The sequence below is a fragment of the Iodobacter violaceini genome (genome assembly GCF_011601265.1).
Lineage (GTDB): Bacteria > Pseudomonadota > Gammaproteobacteria > Burkholderiales > Chitinibacteraceae > Iodobacter > Iodobacter violaceini.
The window spans coordinates 242,929-260,367 of record NZ_JAAOLX010000007.1 but is presented as its reverse complement, the minus strand read 5'-3'; the positions used below and the strand labels follow the sequence as shown (position 1 = coordinate 260,367).

The window sequence follows — 17,439 nt, the reverse complement described above, 5'->3', positions numbered from 1 at the left end:
TTGCCGCCACAAAGTTAGCGCCAGACAGCGGATCAGATTCGGTGGTGCGGGCGTTTGCTGAAGCAAGCTTGCATGCCATGGAGCGCTTATGAACGCGCCGGTCAGAAAGCTTCCGCTGGGCGAGCTGCTGGTTTCCAAAGGCCTGCTGTCAGAGGATCAGCTGCGCATTACTCTGTTTGAGCAGCGGCGCAGCGGCGTGCCACTGGGCAAGCTGATGGTGTCGCTGGGCTTTGTGTCTGAAGGTATTTTGCGTGATGCCTTGTCAGAAAACCTGGGGCAGGTCAGCGTCGATTTGTCCAAGATTCTGGCTGACACGCAGGCGATTAAGCTGGTGCCCAAAGACGTGGCCAAGCGGCATATGCTGCTGCCGGTCTCGCTGGATACGGAGAGGAATAAGCTGACGCTGGCGATGTCTAATCCGAATAACCTGGTTGCGCTGGATCAGGTTCGTATTCTGCTTAAAGACAAATACGAGCTGGAAACGCTGCTGGCTGCGGAATCTGATTTAGTCCATGCCATCGACCAATACTATGGTTTTGAGCTGTCTATCGACGGCATTTTGAATGAAATAGAAACAGGGGTGATTGATTACGCCAGCCTGCAGCACGCCGAGGCCGAGTACAACCAGCCGGTGGTGCGCCTGATTGATGCGCTGCTGGCCGATGCCTGCACGCGCGGCGCATCGGATATTCACTTTGAGCCTGAATCGTCTTTTGTGCGGATTCGCTACCGTATAGACGGCGTGCTGCGGCAAATTCGCGCTCTGCACAAAACCTATTGGCCAGCGATGGTGGTGCGGCTGAAGGTGATGAGCAATATGAATATCGCCGAAACCCGCTCACCACAAGATGGCCGCATCTCGCTTACCCTGGCAGGCAGGCCGCTGGATTTTCGGGTGGCGGCTCAGCCCACCACCTGGGGCGAGAATATTGTGCTGCGGATTTTAGACCGGCAAAAAGGCCTGGTGAAGCTGGATAAGCTGGGCCTGAGCAAAGAAAACCTCTATTTATTACAGCTGATGATTGCCCGGCCAGAGGGGATTATTTTGGTGACCGGCCCCACCGGCTCGGGTAAAACCACCACCCTCTATTCGATTTTAAGCAGCGTGAACACCGAAGCCGTCAACATTATGACGCTGGAAGACCCGGTGGAATATCCGATTCCCATGCTGCGGCAAACGTCGGTTAATGAAGCCGCCAAAATGGATTTTGTGAACGGCATACGCTCGATGATGCGGCAAGATCCGGACATCATCCTGCTGGGTGAAATCCGCGATCGCGATACCGCCGATATGGCATTTCGCGCCGCCATGACCGGCCACCAGGTTTACTCAACCCTGCATACCAATTCTGCCATCGGCTCGATTCCGCGCCTCCTGGATATCGGCGTGCTGCCCGATGTATTGGCAGGCAATATCATCGGCATTATCGCCCAGCGCCTTGCCCGCAAACTGTGCCCGCTCTGCCGTGAGCCTTATGAGCCGGATGCTTTTGAGCGGCGTTTATTGGGCATCGCGCCTGAAGGTGAGTCGATCACGCTGTACCGTGCCAGTGGCTGCCCCAAGTGTGATCACCAGGGCTATAAGGGCCGTTTAACCGTGATGGAAGTCTTAAAAATGAGTGCCGAGCTGGATGAACTGATTGCCCGGCATGCCACGCGCCTGGAAATCAAAAAAGCGGCGGAAGCCCAGGGCTTCAGACCCATGGCCGATGATGCATGCCGGCATGTGCTGGATGGGCTGACTTCGCTTGCAGAGATTTCCCGTGTAATTGATTTAACCGACAGGGTGGTTTAAGTGCCCCAGTAAAAAGGAGGATTGCAATGTATGTACGCGAACATATTTCGCGCGTGGTGGATGGCAAAACCTACAACACGCGCACCGCATTAAATTGCCATATGCATACCGAATCAAAAGATGAGCAAGGCGTGCCGCATTTGATCGAGCTTTATCGCACCAAGCGAGATCAGTATTTTTTGGTTGAGCACAATATTCCTCATCCTCATATGGATACTGAAAAACGTATACCCACTGATGTCCTTACACCCATCACGCTGGAGCAGGCTGAGGAGTGGGTAGAAAAATACTGCCCGTGGCGTAAAGAAAAGATTTTTGCATCCAGCAGCGAAGCGGACGCCACCACACTGACTCTGCGAATAGACAAAATGACCAAGGCGCAGCTGATTGCCCAGGCCGCCAAGCATAACCTCACCCTGAACGCCTATTGCCTGCTGAAACTGGAAAAAATTCTTTATGAAAAAGAATCGCCAAGGGGCGGCGGAGTGTTTCTGGAACGCGGGTTTAATCCTTCGGAGTGAGGGGGAAAGAGCCCTCTGTGGCTTGATCCCTGAGGAAAGCCAATGCAGTTTACTTATCGTGCGGCAGACAATGCGGGCCTGGTTCAGAAGGGCAAAACAGAGGCCAATAATCTGACGGATTTAGAGCAGCGCCTGGAGCGGATTGGCCTGAGCCTGATTACGGCGAAAGCCGCATCGCCAGGAGGCGGGCTGGGTGGAAAAAAGGTCAGCCGGCGCGAGCTGATTACATTTACTTTTCATATGGAGCAGCTGACCCGCGCAGGGGTATCGATTCTGGAAGGCTTATCTGATCTGCGCGATAGCCTGGAAGAGCCGCATTTTCGAGAAGTGATCGCTAATTTAATTGAAGATATTGAAGGCGGGCACCAGTTTTCGCAGGCGCTGGCAGGCCATCCTCAGGTTTTTGATGCCATTTATGTGAATCTGATTCGTGCAGGAGAGGCGAGCGGCAAATTGCCGGAAGTATTACTTAATTTATCTGATTCATTAAAGTGGCAGGACGAGCTGGTTTCGCAAACAAAAAAAATCGTGATGTATCCGGCTTTTGTTGGCGTGCTGGTGGTGGGGGTGATTACTTTTTTAATGATTTATTTAGTGCCGCAATTAGTTTCTTTTGTGGCCGCCATGCAGCAAACCCTGCCTTTGAATACCCGTATTTTAATTGCGGTATCCAATCTGTTTATTTATTACTGGTGGGCTTTATTTGGCACACCCATTATTTTATTTGTGCTGTTTCGCTTGCGTTTGCGTCATGACGCTAAGTTTCGCCATCGCTTTGATGGCTGGAAACTCACCATTCAGCCATTTGGCCCCATTTTGCATAAAATTATTCTGGCGCGTTTTGCTAACTTTTTTGCACTGATGTATGCGGCAGGGATTCCAATTTTAGATTGCATCAAAATATCAGAAGGGATTGTCAGCAACAGCATGGTGGCAGAATCGCTGCAGCGGATTCAGGCGCAAATCCGCGAGGGGCAGGGGGTGACGGCGAGTTTTAATCAGGAAAAAATGTTTCCGCCACTGGTACTGCGCATGCTGAAAGTTGGCGAGAGCACCGGCCAGCTGGATCATGCCCTGATGAATGTTTCCTACTTTTATAACCGCGACGTAAAAGAATCCATAGAGCGCGTACAGGCTTTGATTGAGCCATCGCTCACGGTGGTGCTGGGCCTGATTCTGGCCTGGATTATGTCCTCGGTGCTTGGCCCTATTTTTGACACCATCAGCAAATTGCGATGAGCCACTACACACTCTTTTTATCCAATACCCGGCTGATCGCTTTTCATATCGAAAAGGGGCAGCTGCTGGAGCATGCGCGCTTTGCTTTGGATGATGAAGGTGCTGCGGCATTCTCTCTTTTTCTGGATACATGGAAAGAAGCCATATTCAGCCTGCTGGTGGATGTGGTTGAGGAAGATTTTCAGCTGGAATCAATACCGCATCTGGGGCGCAGTGATCGCACTGCCTTGCTGGCCAGACGCCTGGATCAGAACTACCGGACTACGCCCTACCGCCGTGCTTTTGTGCAGACATTTGCTAAATCGGGTGAGCAGGATAAGGTGCTGATGTCGGCATTAACGCTGGCGGCACCAGTTGACGCCATTGTGAATGCTTTGCTGGCAAAAAAAATGGTCTTGCAGGGTATTTATTCTGCTGCCCTTCTGGCTGGAGAAATGCTGCACAGATCAGGCCTGGGGCTGACGCATTATCTGCTGGTTTCATTTACCCCCGGCGGCGGAATGCGCCAGACTTATCTGGCCGCAGACGGGCTTAAATTCAGCCGTGTGAGCAGCCTGCCCGAGGGCAGCAATCTGCAGGATACAGAGCGCCTTGCTGAGGTGATTGTGGTGGAGGCGCTGCGGGCCAGGCAGTATTTATCCACGCTGCGCCTGCTGGGGCGTGAAGATAAGCTGCAGCTTGCGGTGCTTTCGCCAGATGGTGATTGCCTGCCGGCAATTCGTGCCCGCCTGGCAAGCAGCGGGGACGCCGCTCAGTTTGTGCTGAGTGATGTGCCGCTGGATTTACTTGCACGTAAGCTGCACCTGCCTCAGGCAGATTCCTTGCTGCATATTTTATGCAGCTGGCTGGAGCTGCACCCGCCAGCCAATCATTACGGGCAGGGCCGCCATCTTATTCATGCCACATGGCGAAAACGCGGTATTTTGCTGCGCCGTGCTGCATATCTTGGCTTATTTTTGGCCTGTGTCTGGAGCGGGCAGGCGATCTGGGAGGCTGGCGAGATTCAGGCTTCCATTCATCAGTCGCTTAAAAAAACCGGGCAGATTGATGAGCGTTTACGGCGTTTTAATCTGCTGCTCAAGCAAAGCCAGGCAAGTGACCCGGCGGCGATGAAGGGCACGGTTGAGCTTTATACCAGGGAATTTCTGACCTGGCCGGATATGGAAGATCAGGCGCAGCAAGTGAGCAACGTTTTGCTGGATTTTCCTGAGCTGATTCTTGATGAGCTGCGCTGGCAATCTGGCCGTGGTCCGGTTGACCCTGCTAATCAGGCAGAGGCCGCGGATGCATCGGCGCCCGCCACAATCCCTGTAGTGATGGAGCTGAAAGGCCGGGTAGAGCCCTTTGATTTGCAGTACCGGCAGGCGCTGGCTAGTGTGGAGCGCTTGAGTGCCAGGCTGGCAGGCTTACCCGGTGTGACTGTACAGCCGGTTACGCTGCCCCTTAATACCAGCTCTAAATCGGGCGTTGAAGCAAAACCATTACAGCAGGACAGTCAGCGGGTTGATTTTTTTCTGCGCCTGAGCTGGGAGCAAAAAAAACATGAAAATTGATCTTCAGCCCCTGCAGCTGATCCGCCATGATCTGATTATGAGTGGAGCAACCCTTGCTCTTGGCGTGTTGCTGATTGTGCTGTCGCACATTTATCTGTGGCGGGCACAGGATGAGCAGCAGGCTTTGCGCAGCAATGTGCAACGCTTAACCCTGCAAGCCGATGGCCAGGAGAATGCCTGGAATAACACCCAGCAATACCGTGCGCTTTATCAGACGCTCAGTCAGCGCGGAATACTCAATGGCGAGCACCGGCTGGATTGGATTGAGTATCTTACCGAGCTGAACCGACGCTCGCCGGGGCTCAGCATTCTGTTTCGTTTTGAGCCGCAGCGCGTTTTTACCGCGACCGCAGAAACCGTGCAGCTTTATGGCAGCAAAATGATGCTCAGCTTTGAGCCAGGTGATGAAGATGAGTTCTCGCAGCTGCTGGCAGGTTTAAGGCGCTTATCCGGCTGGCCAGCGCCGGAGCAGTGTGTGATGACCCGCCAGACAGAGGCCGGTGCAGGTTTGAAAGTGGCTTGTGATATTGAATGGTTAAGCATAGGGCCGGTGGCCGCCCCTGAGGCAAGTCAATGAAATACATCCTTTTGATTTATCTGATTCTCAGCCCGCTGGCTGATGCCGGGTGGGGGCGTTTATTTTTTAGCCCGGAAGAGCGGGCTGTCGCGCGTGGTGAAGCCTCTGCGCCGCAATCAGTACAGGCCACCGGCGCGGATTCGCTCAGGCTGGATGGTGAAATTAGCCGTAATGGCAAAAAAATACGCTGGCTGAATGGTGCGCTAAGCACGGCCTCTGTGCCTGCCGGGCTTAAGGTAGGACAAACGCTAAGCCGCGGAGTAAGGCGTGATGTTTATCAAGCCGCACCTTAGGCAACGACGCCAGCAGGGTGCCATTGCCCTGATGTTGTTAATGGTAGTAGGGCTGGGGATAGCCGGGGCGATACTGGCAGGGTTCAGCCGCCATGCTCTTGAGGTTTATCGAGAGCAGCAAACGCAAAATGTGCTGGCAGAAGCCAAAAAAATACTCCTGGCGGAGGCTTTATCCAAACGCGGCAATACTGTGCCCGTGACCCGCCCAGGGGAATTCTTCTGCCCCGATCTGAATATCCCGGGTGAAGCCGCTTATGGGCAGAGTGGCTTGAACGGTGCAGCTTGCCCGGGCGCTGCGGCGCGTATTGGCCGTATTCCATGGAGAAGTTATCAGGCGGCAGAGCTGCGCGACAGCTCGGGCGAGCCGCTCTGGATGGCGGTGGCGGATGGTTTTCAAGAGCGAAGAAATACTCCGCTCAATAGCGATACTGCGCCTGCGGGGGCAAATCCCTGGTTTTATGCTGCCGCCAATAATGGTGCTCAGGCTTTATCAGATGCGGCAGATCCGGTGATTGTGGTGATTCTGGCCCCCGGAGCGGCACTTAGCGGGCAAAACCGCAGTACGGCGGCACAGCAGCGAAATGCGAATAATTATCTGGAATGTAATCGGCTGACTGTGGGAGGTGCATGTCTTGGTGCGCCCAATAACTATGCAAATTACAACGCTACACAAGGGCGGTTTTTGAATGGACCGCGGCTGGATGCCAATGCGAACCCAACACTGAATGACCGCCTGATTACCATCCGGCGCAGTGAGTTGTTGGCCCCTTTAGAAAAACGCGCAGCCCAGGAGTACCAGCAGCTGATTAATCTTTGGGCAGTGCAGGCGGGAGCGGGGTCTTTACCCAACCCGGCCAGCCCGGCGGACCCAGGTTGCGCGGATACGGCGGCAGTCAACAGCAATGCCTGTACGCCTTCGCCTGTTGTTTGCCGCGGGCACATCCCTAAATCGATTGCACTGACAGGCGTGGGTTTGTTGCCTGTTTTGCCTGAGTATCTGGTTAATCCGGCCAACCGGCCCGCTGCAATGCCTGGCCAGGCGGCATGGCAAAACGTGTTGCTTGAATACGACTGGCTCTACCGCAATCGTTGGGAGCAAATGTTTTTTTACGCTGTGGCTAATACACCCAACTGCCCTGCGCCCATCGCACTTACATTAAGAAATATGCAAACGCCGGCAGCTGCTGTGAATGCAGTCATGATAGGGGCCGGGGTTGCACAAACGGGGCAAACCCGTGTGACTGCTGCTGATAAAGCGCTCTTAAATAATTACCTGGACCCGGTAAGCAGCTATGCCGCAGCGCCCGATATTAACCGCCGGGCATGGGATGCGGTGCCGCCGCAGACAGATCAGTACGCCAAGCTTGGGCCTGCCGATGCTGGTAATGATCGACTTTATTATCGTGTTGCAAACCAATGGACCTATGCGCCAAAGGACAGACCATGAGGGACCGGGGATTCGCTCCTGCTGAAATGACCATCGTTCCGGCGATCACCGGCAAGCTGCAGGCGGGTGGCTCAGGGGATTTTACGTCCCTAAAGGAAAGAGCATGAAGGAGAGGGGATTTACACTTGCCGAAATCGCAATTGTATTGGTGATCATTGGCATTATGCTGGCAGGGGGCCTGGGCGCTTTTAAGGCACAAACAGACAGCCAGAGAATGCGTGACGGGCGGGCTCAGATGGCTGAAATTAAAGAGTCTTTGCTGGGGTTTGCTGTGCAGCATGGATATTTACCCTGCCCGGCTGATCCGGCTTTGGCGACTTTTACAGAAGATCGCGCGGCAAATGGCACGTGCAACCGGGCCCAGGGCAGCATTCCAGGCGCAACTCTGGGTTTACCGCGTTCAACTGATCCGTTTAATAAGCCATTTACTTACCGGCTAACGCTGGGTTTTGCCGATAACGGCCCCGCATCACTGCCGCCTGTGGTGACCGATAGTAATCAAACACTGGGTGTGGCAGGCAGCTGCCCCTTGGGCAGTGTGGCTCCGGCAGGCATGAGTTTTATGCTTTGCTCATCAGGGGATATTTTGATTTACCCGACATCGGGGGCCGCTGCACCCCTCGCTTCAAATGTTATCGCTGTTGTTGTGATGCACTACCGCCATGGCCCGCCAAATGGTGTGGCAGGCTCTGCTGATGAGCAGGAAAACACCAATAATGATGTTAATTTTGTGAGCAAACTCAGGGCAGAGGATGACCCTGCAACGCCCGCTGATGAAGAGTACGACGACTTCACCGATTGGATCAGCCCGTCTATTCTGGCGGCAAGAATGCTGGCGGCGGGTAAGCTGCCTTGATGTGCTGGCTGGGTGCTGCTGGGCGGGCGTCACTGTGCGCTAAGCACTTTGTTTTTTATTTGGAAACACTGAAAAAGCATAACAACCACGCTCTTTGCATTGGGCTTTTTAACGTCTCCTTTAAACTCGCCGGAGCGGGGAACGAGCCAATCCCGCCCGCCGCCAACCCGATTGTTCGCAGAGCTGTGATGCAGCAAAACCCATTCTTGTAACTTAGAGGGCTCAGGACACACAGAGTTGCCCGGAGAAAATATTATTCATTACATTGTTCTCTGTGTTCTTTTTTTCTCCGTAGTTGATGATTTGGGTTTTGTTATAAGGGCTTATAAATAAAAAACCCCGAAGTGCGCTTCGGGGTTTTTTTGTGGCTGCAGGGTATTAAGCAATTTGCCCGTGGCAGTGCTTATATTTCTTGCCCGAGCCGCAAGGGCAGGCGTCGTTGCGGCCTACGCCGGAGAACTGCACTTTCGCACCGCCTTCCATCGCTTGCATCAGCGCTGCTTTGATTTGCTCTTCATCACCGCTTGCCAGTAAAGCTTCCAGCTCTTGATGATTAAATTGCAATGCTGAAGCAGGGCGCTCTTGCGGGCGAACGGCATCAACATCTTCTTGTGAGCGTACTTGTACGGTCATCACAATCTGAATTACTTCACGCTTGATGTTTTCTAACAGCTGAGAGAACAACTCAAATGCTTCACGCTTGTATTCCTGCTTAGGATTCTTTTGTGCATAGCCGCGCAAATGAATACCCTGGCGCAAATGATCTAAGGACGACAGGTGTTCGCGCCAGCTTTGATCAACGTGTTGCAGGAGAACCGAGCGTTCAAACTGACGGAAAGTGTCCTCGCCCGCAGTTTCAACCTTTTTATTGTAGCTTTCAGCGGCAGCAACCTGCACACGCTCTTTCATGGCTTCAATGGTCAGCGTGGTGTCGTTTTTGATCCACTCAGCAATGGCCAGATCGATATTAAACTCGCCCAGTGCACGCTCTAAGCCCGCAACATCCCATTGTTCTTCCATTGAATCAGCAGGAATATAGGTGTCGAATAGATCAGAAACCATGCTGTCGCGCATCGCACCGATGGTTTCGCTGACTTCGGCGCTTTCCAGAATTTCATTACGCTGGCCGTAAATTGCTTTGCGCTGCTCGTTGGACACATCATCGTATTCCAGCAATTGCTTACGAATATCGAAGTTGCGGCCTTCAACCTTGCGCTGTGCAGATTCAATCGCGCGGGAAACCATACCTGCTTCAATTGGCTCGCCTTCAGGCATTTTTAAGCGATCCATCACCATCGCTACGCGATCACCGGCAAAAATACGCAGCAGCGAGTCTTCCAGCGACAGGTAGAAACGGCTGGAGCCGGGGTCACCCTGACGGCCAGAGCGGCCGCGCAGCTGGTTATCGATACGGCGTGATTCGTGGCGCTCGGTACCAATAATATGCAAGCCACCCGCTGCAACAACGGCTTCGTGGACGATTTTCCAGTCTGCTTTCATGGCAGTGATTTTGGCGGCTTTATCGGCCTCGCTTAATTCTGCATCTGCTTCAATGGCTTTGATTTCGCGCTCGATATTACCGCCAAGCACGATATCCGTACCGCGGCCTGCCATATTGGTGGCAATGGTAATCACGCCAGGCGCACCGGCCTGGGCCACGATATCGGCCTCACGCGCATGCTGTTTGGCATTCAGCACATTGTGCTTAAAGCCGTCTTTTGTCAGCATTTCAGAGAGTAATTCAGATTGCTCAATCGATGTTGTACCTACCAGCACCGGCTGTTTGCGTTCCTGGCAGCCTTTGATATCGGTGATGATGGCGTTGTATTTTTCGCGGTCGGTTTTGTAAACCTGATCCTGCCTGTCGTCCCGCACCATATCGCGGTTGGTTGGCACAATCACGGTTTCCAGACCGTAAATTTGCTGGAATTCGTAAGCTTCAGTATCGGCCGTACCGGTCATGCCGGAGAGCTTGGTATACATTCGGAAGTAGTTTTGCAGGGTAATCGTGGCAAGAGTTTGGTTCTCCTGATTGATTTCCACGCCTTCCTTGGCTTCAACGGCCTGGTGCAGGCCTTCAGACCAACGGCGGCCAGACATTAAACGGCCGGTGAATTCATCAACGATGACAATCTCGCCTTCGTCTGTGACCACATAATGCTGGTCACGCTGAAACAGGGCATGGGCGCGCATCGCTGCATACAGATGGTGGACCAGGCTGATATTGCCGGCCGAGTACAGGCTGTCGCCTTCTTTTAACAGGCCTTTTTTGGTGAGGATGGCTTCCACTTTTTCGTGGCCAGCTTCTGAAAGCAATACCGAGTGTGCTTTTTCATCCACCCAGAAATCGCCTTCTGATTCTTCTTCGCTCTGGCGGGTCAGCTGGCCTGGAATATCGTCAACCAGCTGGTAAAGCTCGATACTGTCTTCAGCCGGGCCAGAGATAATCAGCGGTGTGCGTGCTTCATCGATCAGAATCGAATCTACTTCGTCGACAATTGCGTAGTTCAGCTTGCCCTGCACGCGCTCACCCACAGTGAACACCATATTGTCGCGCAGATAATCAAAGCCGAATTCGTTATTGGTGCCGTAAGTAATATCGCAGGCGTAAGCAGCTTGTTTTTCGTCATGCTGCATCTGGCCCAGATTCACACCACAAGTCAGGCCCAGGAAATTATAGAGCTTGCTCATAATGCCCGCGTCGCGGCTGGCCAGATAATCATTCACGGTAATAACGTGTACGCCATTGCCGGAGAGTGCATTCAGGTAAGCAGGCAGCGTGGCAACCAGTGTTTTACCTTCACCCGTGCGCATTTCAGAGATCTTGCCCTGGTGCAGCGCTAAGCCACCCATCAGCTGCACGTCAAAGTGGCGCATGCCTAAGCTGCGCTTAGAGCCTTCGCGGCAAACAGCAAAGGCCTCTGGCAGAATTTGATCAAGTGTTTCACCCTTGGCGACGCGGCTGCGGAACTCTGCCGTTTTAGCGCGCAAGTCATCGTCGGAAAGAGCGGCAATGCCCGCTTCAAGGGCGTTGATCTGCTTTACGATGGTGCCGTATTGTTTGAGCAGGCGGTCATTACGACTTCCGAAAACTTTTTTGAGCAAATTTGCAATCATCTAAAGCTACCAGCAATGGGCTAAGCCCGGTTATTGTGACAACGGCGGATAAGCATCCTCATCCGCCGTATATGCTGCCGTTTCAATTAAAATTCAAGATCAATCGCCGGATTTTGTCGCAGCAATATTAATTTCATTCGTGGCAGGGCCAATAAATCGTAAGGGATTTTGTGCAATCCCTTTATATCTTATTTCAAAGTGCAAGTGTGGACCTGTCGAGCGGCCTGTGGATCCAAGTAAGGCTATTGTCTGACCCGCATTAACCTGATCCCCCACTTTTACTGCAAGCTTAGAAGCGTGAGCATAGCGGCTTGTGATGCCATTACCGTGATCTAAGTCAACCATATTACCATATTGGGGGTGGAAGGCCGCAAAGCTGACTTTGCCGCTGGCTGCCGCCATAATGGGTGTGCCACTATCGCCTACAAAATCGATGCCTTCATGAAATACCTGATTGCCATTAAACGGATCAATCCGTTTACCAAAGCTTGACGATTGTAAGCCTGCATTGAGAGGGGCTTTTGAAGGCAGTTGCCACGCCTTAGGTCTCAGTAACACGCTTTCTGCTAAGGATAGCTGATCCAGCCTGGCGTTCAGATTCTGGCTGGCCGCGTCAATTTCATTGGCCAGCGTTTCGGTGCTCAGTGCCGTGCCCTTGTGTTGCAAACCGCCCTGGGGCACAGGCTGGCTGGATAAAAAGGGCTTAATATCAATCCCGGTTTTATTGCCAACCTGGCTGGCCAGACCATCAAGGCGTAATAATTTAGCCTGCAGCTCCCCCACCCGGATGGCAAGAGCATCAATTTCGGTCTGGCGGGCATTATTATGGGGCATCAGTCTCCACAGCGCAGGGGATTGCTTAAAGCTGCTTGTAACAGCAACACTGACCGAAGCAATCAGCAGGGCCGTAATCAGGCCCAGAACGATCACTTGCCGTGTATCAAGGGTAAGTGTTTTGCCCAGGCGATCAGACATCACAATGACATTCATTTCATTATCCTAACAGGCCATCAGCCATGAAAAAAACCACTTTGCAGCAAGTCGGGCACGACAGACAGCTCGCCAGTCTGATGCATCAGGTTGATGATCTGGCGAGAGTATTAACGCTGGTGCGCTCTGTATTGCCGCCAGCGATGTCAGCGCATTGTCTTGGAGTGGCCTGGTCCGGCGATACTTTATTAATTGGTGTAAGTGGTAGTGCCGCGGCATCCAGAGTACGTCTGAACGCGCCTCAGATTCTTGCTGCACTGCAAGCCGGCGGATGGAAAGCTACCGTAGTTCAGCCCAAGGTGCAAGTCGGCTTGCAATCCACAAATACCATGCGAAGCAAAGACTTACATCTGAAAGAGGGGGCCTGCGCTGCTTTCTCGCAGTTGGCTGACACACTGGAAGAGGGGCCTTTAAGGCAGGCCATAGCTTCTCTCTTAAATCGCCATGCACCCAAAGGCCAGATTTAGTCTATAAACCTTGTAAGGCCTTGTAATAACATGCTTCTGCTGATGTTCAGGCCCTATTCTCTGAGAGGCTAAATCGACGAAGGAGCTGGGCAATGAGTGTGAATCAGGCGGGGTGTCAGGCTAAACAAGGTGGTTTTACTCTGGTGGAGCTGGCCATTGTGCTGGTGATTATTGGTCTGATCCTTGGGATGGCTTTTAAGGGCAAGGATTTGATTGATGGGGCGAAGGTGAAATCTGCTCAAGCAAACATTAATAAGATTCAAGCGGGCATGAATATTTATTTTGAGCGCTATAGCAGCTATCCAGGAGATGGTTGCCCGGCTGCGGCAACGGTTACAACTTGTAGTGCAGGCGCACACAACGGATTGATTGCAGGAGCTAATGAGATCGCTGGTTTTTGGACTGTGCTGACTTCTGCTCCTCCGGCCGGTACTAATATTTTACCGCTTGCTGAGCGGACAAATCCATTTGGTTCTGTTTGGGCTGTTGCGGTTGGGACGGCTGCTACTAATACAGCAACAACGAGCAATTATTTGGTCGCTACGGCCCTCGGTAATGCTGCTGTTGATGGTCGTTATGTCTGCGCGATGGATCAAAAATTTGACGACGGTGTACCAACAACAGGAAATATCCGCAGCAATGGGGGGACTGTTTATACCGCTCTGTCTGATTGCTGGGCTATCACTACAGGGCAACAGTCGTTGTCTGTACAAATTTTACCTTAGCTATTGATTGGATTTTAATTTGAGGTTTATGTAATCGGGGGACTGCGAAGGTCAGTTCCCTCGATTCTTTGTAATTTAGCTTTTACTCTGTCCAATCCCCGCGCAGCACTTCCCTCAGTAAAGAAACCGTTACAGGTCTTTTTTCAGTCAGCGATAAATCATTGGCCGCATCCAGATGCTGATACAAAGTTGGCAAATCACGCGATGCGTGGCGCAGCAGGTAATCGGCTAAATCATCCCCCAGCTCAAAACCCAGTGCATAGGCGCGGCGCTTCAGGGCAGCGGCTTTGTCGGTGTCAGAGAGTGGTTTTAGCTGATATACCAAGCCCCAGCCCAGCCGGGTGCTTAAGTCTGGCCTGAGCAGCAGCAGCATCGGTGGCTTAGGGCCGGCCGCCAGCAGCAGGCCTCCGCCATCTTTGAGCGTATTAAAGTGATCAAACAGGCGAATCTGCTCGTCGCGGCTAAGGGCATCAACGTTGTCTACGATCAGTGCTGCCTCTTTGGGCAGCGATGCAGGCAGGGCATCGTGGGCGGCATCGGTAAAAAATATTTGAGTGCCGGCGGGCAGCATGGCACGCGCGGCGGCGAGTAAGTGGCTCTTGCCACTGCCGCGTTCTCCCCAAAAATAGAGAAAGCGCACGTCTCCCTCACCAAGGCTCCAACAACCAAGCTGATAAAGCAGCTCGGCGTTTTCGCCACGGATAAAATCCTCAAAAGAGGGCAGGGCTGGCAGTTGCAGATCCAGCACGAGTTGCTTCATGCGGGAGGGGCTCCAAGAGGTCGATGACAAGCGTGCGGGTGTTTTTTCACAAGATGCGATAAAATGTCTGGCTTTGCGGCAGGTGCGGTTCCTAAAAGGGGCATTCACCTGCACTAATATAACGAATGTTCGCCATTCTAGCGCAGAAGCCCCTAGTGGCGCTGCCAGTTTCACGAGGCCTTGCATGACCAATCAAAGCTTGAGCTACCGCGATGCGGGTGTCGATATCGATGCCGGCGATCAGTTGGTTGAAAATATTAAGCCCTACGCTAAGCGTACCATGCGCCCGGAGGTGCTGAGTGGTATTGGCGGTTTCGGCGGTTTAGTCGAAATCAGTAAAAAATACCAAGAGCCTGTTTTAGTGTCCGGTACCGATGGTGTGGGCACTAAACTGAAGCTCGCTTTTGAGCTGAATCGTCACGATACCGTGGGGATTGATCTGGTTGCGATGAGTGTGAATGATATCTTGGTGCAAGGCGCCGAGCCATTATTCTTCCTCGATTACTTCGCTTGTGGCAAGCTCGATGTGCCAAATGCAACTGAAGTAATCCGCGGCATTGCCAATGGCTGCGAGCAGGCTGGCTGCGCGCTGATCGGTGGTGAAACTGCAGAAATGCCAGGCATGTACCCGGTGGGTGAATACGATCTGGCTGGCTTTGCAGTCGGCGTGGTCGAAAAAAGCAAAATCATTACCGGCGACGATATTGCGCCGGGTGATGTGGTGCTTGGTCTGGCATCTAACGGTGCTCACTCCAATGGCTACAGCTTAATTCGTAAAATTATGCACCGCGCAGAAGCTGATTACGCTGCAGAATTTGATGGCGGCAAGAGCCTGGCCGATGTAGTGATGGCTGCAACACGCATCTACGTGAAGCCGTTGTTGAAACTTATGCAAGCTTTGCCGGTCAAGGGTATGGCGCATATTACCGGTGGCGGCATCAGCGAAAACGTACCGCGTGTATTGCCAGCTAACGTCGTTGCGGCCATCGATGCCAAGTCCTGGACCATGCCTAAGTTATTCCAGTGGCTGCAAAAAGAAGGCAATGTGGACGCGCAGGAAATGTACCGCACCTTTAACTGTGGCGTGGGTATGGTGGTGATTGTGGCGGCAGACCAGGCCGATGCAGCGATTGCCCTGCTGCAGGCAGAAGGTGAAACCGTTTACACCCTGGGCGCGATCCGTGCCCGTGTGGGTGATGAGCACCAGACTCAGGTCATGTAATGGTTGCAGGGCAGGCACTCGTGCCTGCCTGAGCAGACACTGGGCGAGGGGCACTTACCTCGCCCTTTCTCTTTTGAGACTTATGAAAAATATCGTTATCCTGATTTCCGGCCGTGGCAGCAATATGCAGGCCATTGTGGACGCGCAAATTGCGGGTGCAAATATCTGCGCCGTAATTGCAAACCGCCCCGATGCTGCAGGCCTTGCCTGGGCTGCAGAGCGTGGTATTGCCACCGCCGTGCTTGATCATAAGCTGTATGCTGGCCGCGAGGCCTTTGATGCCGCACTGGCTGCGCTGATTGATGGCTATGCCCCGGATTTAATCGTGCTGGCGGGCTTTATGCGTATTCTGACGGCGGGCTTTGTAAATCACTACGCTGGCCGCCTGATTAATATTCATCCGTCCCTGCTGCCTGCTTACACTGGCCTGCATACACATGAGCGGGCTTTGGCTGATGGCGTAAAAATTGCGGGTTGCACTGTACATTTTGTGACAGCCGAGCTGGATCATGGCCCTATTATTTTGCAGGCCGCGCTGGCCGTGCTGGATGACGACACAGTAGCCAGTTTATCCTCAAGAATGCTTGAGCAAGAGCATTTGATTTACCCGCAGGCAGTGCGCTGGTTTGTAGAAGACCGCCTGAAGCTGATCAATGGCAGGGTGCACGTGGATAGCCCCGCACCTGCGGCCGTTTTGATCGCGCCACCGGTGCTTTAATGTTGCGCTGGCCGGGCTTGCTGCTGGGGATTGCGGCTCTGCTGTCCCTGCTGTTGCATCTGGGCTCTATATTTAATGAGCAAATTTATGCCTGGCTGACGCAGCAACCTTACACCGAAAGTGAGCTAAAAAAAGTCACGCAAAAACTGAGCGATATCGCGCAGGCAGACGATGCCCGCCCTGCTGGTTTGAAAGGGGTAAAACCTGCGGATCATCAAGTCGTCTATTTACACCATGGGCCTGTGCTGCATAAAAAACCCGCAGAGAAACCTGTGGTGCTGGCGGCCAAAAAATCTCCGGTCAGGATGGTTGCAAGCAGCCCTCCTGCCGCAGAGCGCGTTGCAAGCAGTGTGGCAGTGGCTGCCAGCGAAGTTGTAAAAGAACTGCCGCAGGCTTCGGCCGCAAGCAGTGTTAAACCTGTGGTGGTGATTGCCTCGGCAGTGGTTGAAGAAGAATTGCCTCCGCTCAAAGAAAGCCCTTTAGTGGCGGAGCAAACTTATCCCGCAGCGGTAGAAATTACCTATGCTTATGGGATCTTCCCTATCCGTATGAGCTGGAAGGCCGTAAATGGCCATTATTCGCTAAAGCTTCGTGGCGCATTATTTAGCAAATCACGCACTTTTATCAGTGATGGTGAAGTAGGGCAAAAAGGGGTGATTCCGCATCGCTTTGCAGATTATCGTGACGAAAAGCTGATTAATGAGGCCCTGTTTAACTGGGATGATATGCAAGTCACCATTAAAGATGGTGGCAGCAGCAAGGTTGAAGCTTTAAAAGCGGGCGATCAGGATATTTTCTCTGCGGCCTTTCAACTGGCCTTACAAGGCTCGCGGATGAAAGATTTTACTTTTACCGTCGCCAGCGGCCGTAAGATTTATAAAGACGTACCGTTTGAAATCAGCGGTCAGGCCAGCCTGCGATTAGGTGACAGGCAAATCGAAGCCATTTTGCTGCGGGGCCGTTTTGAAGACCGCACTTTTGATTTTTGGCTGGCACCACAGTGGCACAATATGCCAGTACGAATGACCTTATCACTGGGTAGCGAAGGCAGCTTCGATATCTGGGCTAATGATATAAAAATTAATGGGGAAATGGTGCTGGAGCCTCCAAGCAATAGCCATAACTCCAACTCCAACCGCATGATGCGAAGATAAAAGAC

General features: G+C 52.8%; 16 protein-coding genes. 13 read left to right on the top strand and 3 right to left on the bottom strand.

Translation table 11 applies throughout. The features are described 5' to 3' along the window. The first annotated feature begins 88 nt into the window (after window positions 1-88). From HA050_RS14935 to HA050_RS14900, 8 genes are all read left to right on the top strand, one after another. On the top strand, window positions 89-1,795 hold the full coding sequence (locus HA050_RS14935; RefSeq protein ID WP_166827744.1) for a GspE/PulE family protein: 1,707 nt from the start codon (window positions 89-91) through the stop codon (window positions 1,793-1,795). Window positions 1,796-1,821: 26 nt separating this feature from the next. Next, window positions 1,822-2,316, top strand: a complete 495-nt coding sequence (locus HA050_RS14930) for a hypothetical protein (RefSeq protein ID WP_166827742.1) — start codon at window positions 1,822-1,824, stop codon at window positions 2,314-2,316. 42 nt (window positions 2,317-2,358) lie between these two features. Further along, window positions 2,359-3,555: a type II secretion system F family protein gene (locus HA050_RS14925; RefSeq protein ID WP_166827740.1), complete on the top strand. Its 1,197-nt coding sequence runs from the start codon at window positions 2,359-2,361 to the stop codon at window positions 3,553-3,555. Continuing rightward, window positions 3,552-5,108: a hypothetical protein gene (locus tag HA050_RS14920; RefSeq protein WP_166827738.1), complete on the top strand. Its 1,557-nt coding sequence runs from the start codon at window positions 3,552-3,554 to the stop codon at window positions 5,106-5,108. The genes HA050_RS14925 and HA050_RS14920 overlap by 4 nt, the downstream gene beginning before the upstream one ends. Beyond that, window positions 5,098-5,685: a hypothetical protein gene (locus HA050_RS14915; protein ID WP_166827735.1), complete on the top strand. Its 588-nt coding sequence runs from the start codon at window positions 5,098-5,100 to the stop codon at window positions 5,683-5,685. Before HA050_RS14920 ends, HA050_RS14915 begins: the two co-directional genes overlap by 11 nt. Continuing rightward, window positions 5,682-5,978 carry a hypothetical protein gene (locus tag HA050_RS14910; protein WP_166827732.1) on the top strand — a complete coding sequence of 99 codons (297 nt, stop codon included), beginning with the start codon at window positions 5,682-5,684 and terminating at the stop codon, window positions 5,976-5,978. Before HA050_RS14915 ends, HA050_RS14910 begins: the two co-directional genes overlap by 4 nt. Next, window positions 5,956-7,425 carry a hypothetical protein gene (locus HA050_RS14905; protein WP_166827729.1) on the top strand — a complete coding sequence of 490 codons (1,470 nt, stop codon included), beginning with the start codon at window positions 5,956-5,958 and terminating at the stop codon, window positions 7,423-7,425. Before HA050_RS14910 ends, HA050_RS14905 begins: the two co-directional genes overlap by 23 nt. Window positions 7,426-7,528: 103 nt before the next feature. Continuing rightward, the gene (locus HA050_RS14900) at window positions 7,529-8,281 is read left to right on the top strand and encodes a type II secretion system protein (protein WP_166827726.1); all 753 of its coding nucleotides are present in this window, start codon (window positions 7,529-7,531) and stop codon (window positions 8,279-8,281) included. Window positions 8,282-8,659: 378 nt separating this feature from the next. On the opposite strand, the gene secA is transcribed toward HA050_RS14900, so the two are convergent. Together secA and HA050_RS14890 are read right to left on the bottom strand one after the other, a co-directional pair. Further along, a complete protein-coding gene (gene secA / locus HA050_RS14895; RefSeq protein ID WP_166827723.1) occupies window positions 8,660-11,398 on the bottom strand; it encodes a preprotein translocase subunit SecA in 2,739 nt (912 codons plus the stop codon). A gap of 99 nt (window positions 11,399-11,497) precedes the next feature. Further along, entirely contained in the window at window positions 11,498-12,388 is an 891-nt protein-coding gene (locus HA050_RS14890; RefSeq protein ID WP_166827720.1) for a M23 family metallopeptidase, read from the bottom strand. Between the two features lie 26 nt (window positions 12,389-12,414). Here HA050_RS14890 and HA050_RS14885 point away from each other — a divergent pair, with 26 nt between their 5' ends. Further along, window positions 12,415-12,855: a DciA family protein gene (locus tag HA050_RS14885; RefSeq protein ID WP_166827717.1), complete on the top strand. Its 441-nt coding sequence runs from the start codon at window positions 12,415-12,417 to the stop codon at window positions 12,853-12,855. Window positions 12,856-12,947: 92 nt separating this feature from the next. Beyond that, window positions 12,948-13,580, top strand: a complete 633-nt coding sequence (locus HA050_RS14880; protein ID WP_166827714.1) for a type II secretion system protein — start codon at window positions 12,948-12,950, stop codon at window positions 13,578-13,580. An 82-nt stretch (window positions 13,581-13,662) separates the two neighbouring features. Here HA050_RS14880 and hda read toward each other — a convergent pair whose 3' ends face one another. Beyond that, window positions 13,663-14,340 carry a DnaA regulatory inactivator Hda gene (gene hda, locus HA050_RS14875; RefSeq protein WP_099397088.1) on the bottom strand — a complete coding sequence of 226 codons (678 nt, stop codon included), beginning with the start codon at window positions 14,338-14,340 and terminating at the stop codon, window positions 13,663-13,665. Window positions 14,341-14,524: 184 nt separating this feature from the next. Between hda and purM the strand changes: the two genes are divergently transcribed. From purM to HA050_RS14860, 3 genes are all read left to right on the top strand, one after another. Then, entirely contained in the window at window positions 14,525-15,562 is a 1,038-nt protein-coding gene (gene purM, locus HA050_RS14870; protein WP_166827711.1) for a phosphoribosylformylglycinamidine cyclo-ligase, read from the top strand. Between the two features lie 82 nt (window positions 15,563-15,644). Continuing rightward, a complete protein-coding gene (purN, locus tag HA050_RS14865; RefSeq protein WP_166827708.1) occupies window positions 15,645-16,280 on the top strand; it encodes a phosphoribosylglycinamide formyltransferase in 636 nt (211 codons plus the stop codon). Continuing rightward, a complete protein-coding gene (locus HA050_RS14860) occupies window positions 16,280-17,434 on the top strand; it encodes a DUF3108 domain-containing protein (RefSeq protein WP_166827705.1) in 1,155 nt (384 codons plus the stop codon). The genes purN and HA050_RS14860 overlap by 1 nt, the downstream gene beginning before the upstream one ends. The last annotated feature ends 5 nt before the right edge of the window (window positions 17,435-17,439 follow it).

Bases quoted from the DNA above. Each gene is read 5' to 3' on its own strand.
- HA050_RS14935 (WP_166827744.1), top strand. From the start codon at position 89: ATGAACGCGCCGGTCAGAAAGCTTCCGCTGGGCGAGCTGCTGGTTTCC.
- HA050_RS14930 (WP_166827742.1), top strand. From the start codon at position 1,822: ATGTATGTACGCGAACATATTTCGCGCGTGGTGGATGGCAAAACCTAC.
- HA050_RS14925 (WP_166827740.1), top strand. From the start codon at position 2,359: ATGCAGTTTACTTATCGTGCGGCAGACAATGCGGGCCTGGTTCAGAAG.
- HA050_RS14920 (WP_166827738.1), top strand. From the start codon at position 3,552: ATGAGCCACTACACACTCTTTTTATCCAATACCCGGCTGATCGCTTTT.
- HA050_RS14915 (WP_166827735.1), top strand. From the start codon at position 5,098: ATGAAAATTGATCTTCAGCCCCTGCAGCTGATCCGCCATGATCTGATT.
- HA050_RS14910 (WP_166827732.1), top strand. From the start codon at position 5,682: ATGAAATACATCCTTTTGATTTATCTGATTCTCAGCCCGCTGGCTGAT.
- HA050_RS14905 (WP_166827729.1), top strand. From the start codon at position 5,956: ATGTTTATCAAGCCGCACCTTAGGCAACGACGCCAGCAGGGTGCCATT.
- HA050_RS14900 (WP_166827726.1), top strand. From the start codon at position 7,529: ATGAAGGAGAGGGGATTTACACTTGCCGAAATCGCAATTGTATTGGTG.
- secA (WP_166827723.1), bottom strand. From the start codon at position 11,398: ATGATTGCAAATTTGCTCAAAAAAGTTTTCGGAAGTCGTAATGACCGC.
- HA050_RS14890 (WP_166827720.1), bottom strand. From the start codon at position 12,388: ATGAATGTCATTGTGATGTCTGATCGCCTGGGCAAAACACTTACCCTT.
- HA050_RS14885 (WP_166827717.1), top strand. From the start codon at position 12,415: ATGAAAAAAACCACTTTGCAGCAAGTCGGGCACGACAGACAGCTCGCC.
- HA050_RS14880 (WP_166827714.1), top strand. From the start codon at position 12,948: ATGAGTGTGAATCAGGCGGGGTGTCAGGCTAAACAAGGTGGTTTTACT.
- hda (WP_099397088.1), bottom strand. From the start codon at position 14,340: ATGAAGCAACTCGTGCTGGATCTGCAACTGCCAGCCCTGCCCTCTTTT.
- purM (WP_166827711.1), top strand. From the start codon at position 14,525: ATGACCAATCAAAGCTTGAGCTACCGCGATGCGGGTGTCGATATCGAT.
- purN (WP_166827708.1), top strand. From the start codon at position 15,645: ATGAAAAATATCGTTATCCTGATTTCCGGCCGTGGCAGCAATATGCAG.
- HA050_RS14860 (WP_166827705.1), top strand. From the start codon at position 16,280: ATGTTGCGCTGGCCGGGCTTGCTGCTGGGGATTGCGGCTCTGCTGTCC.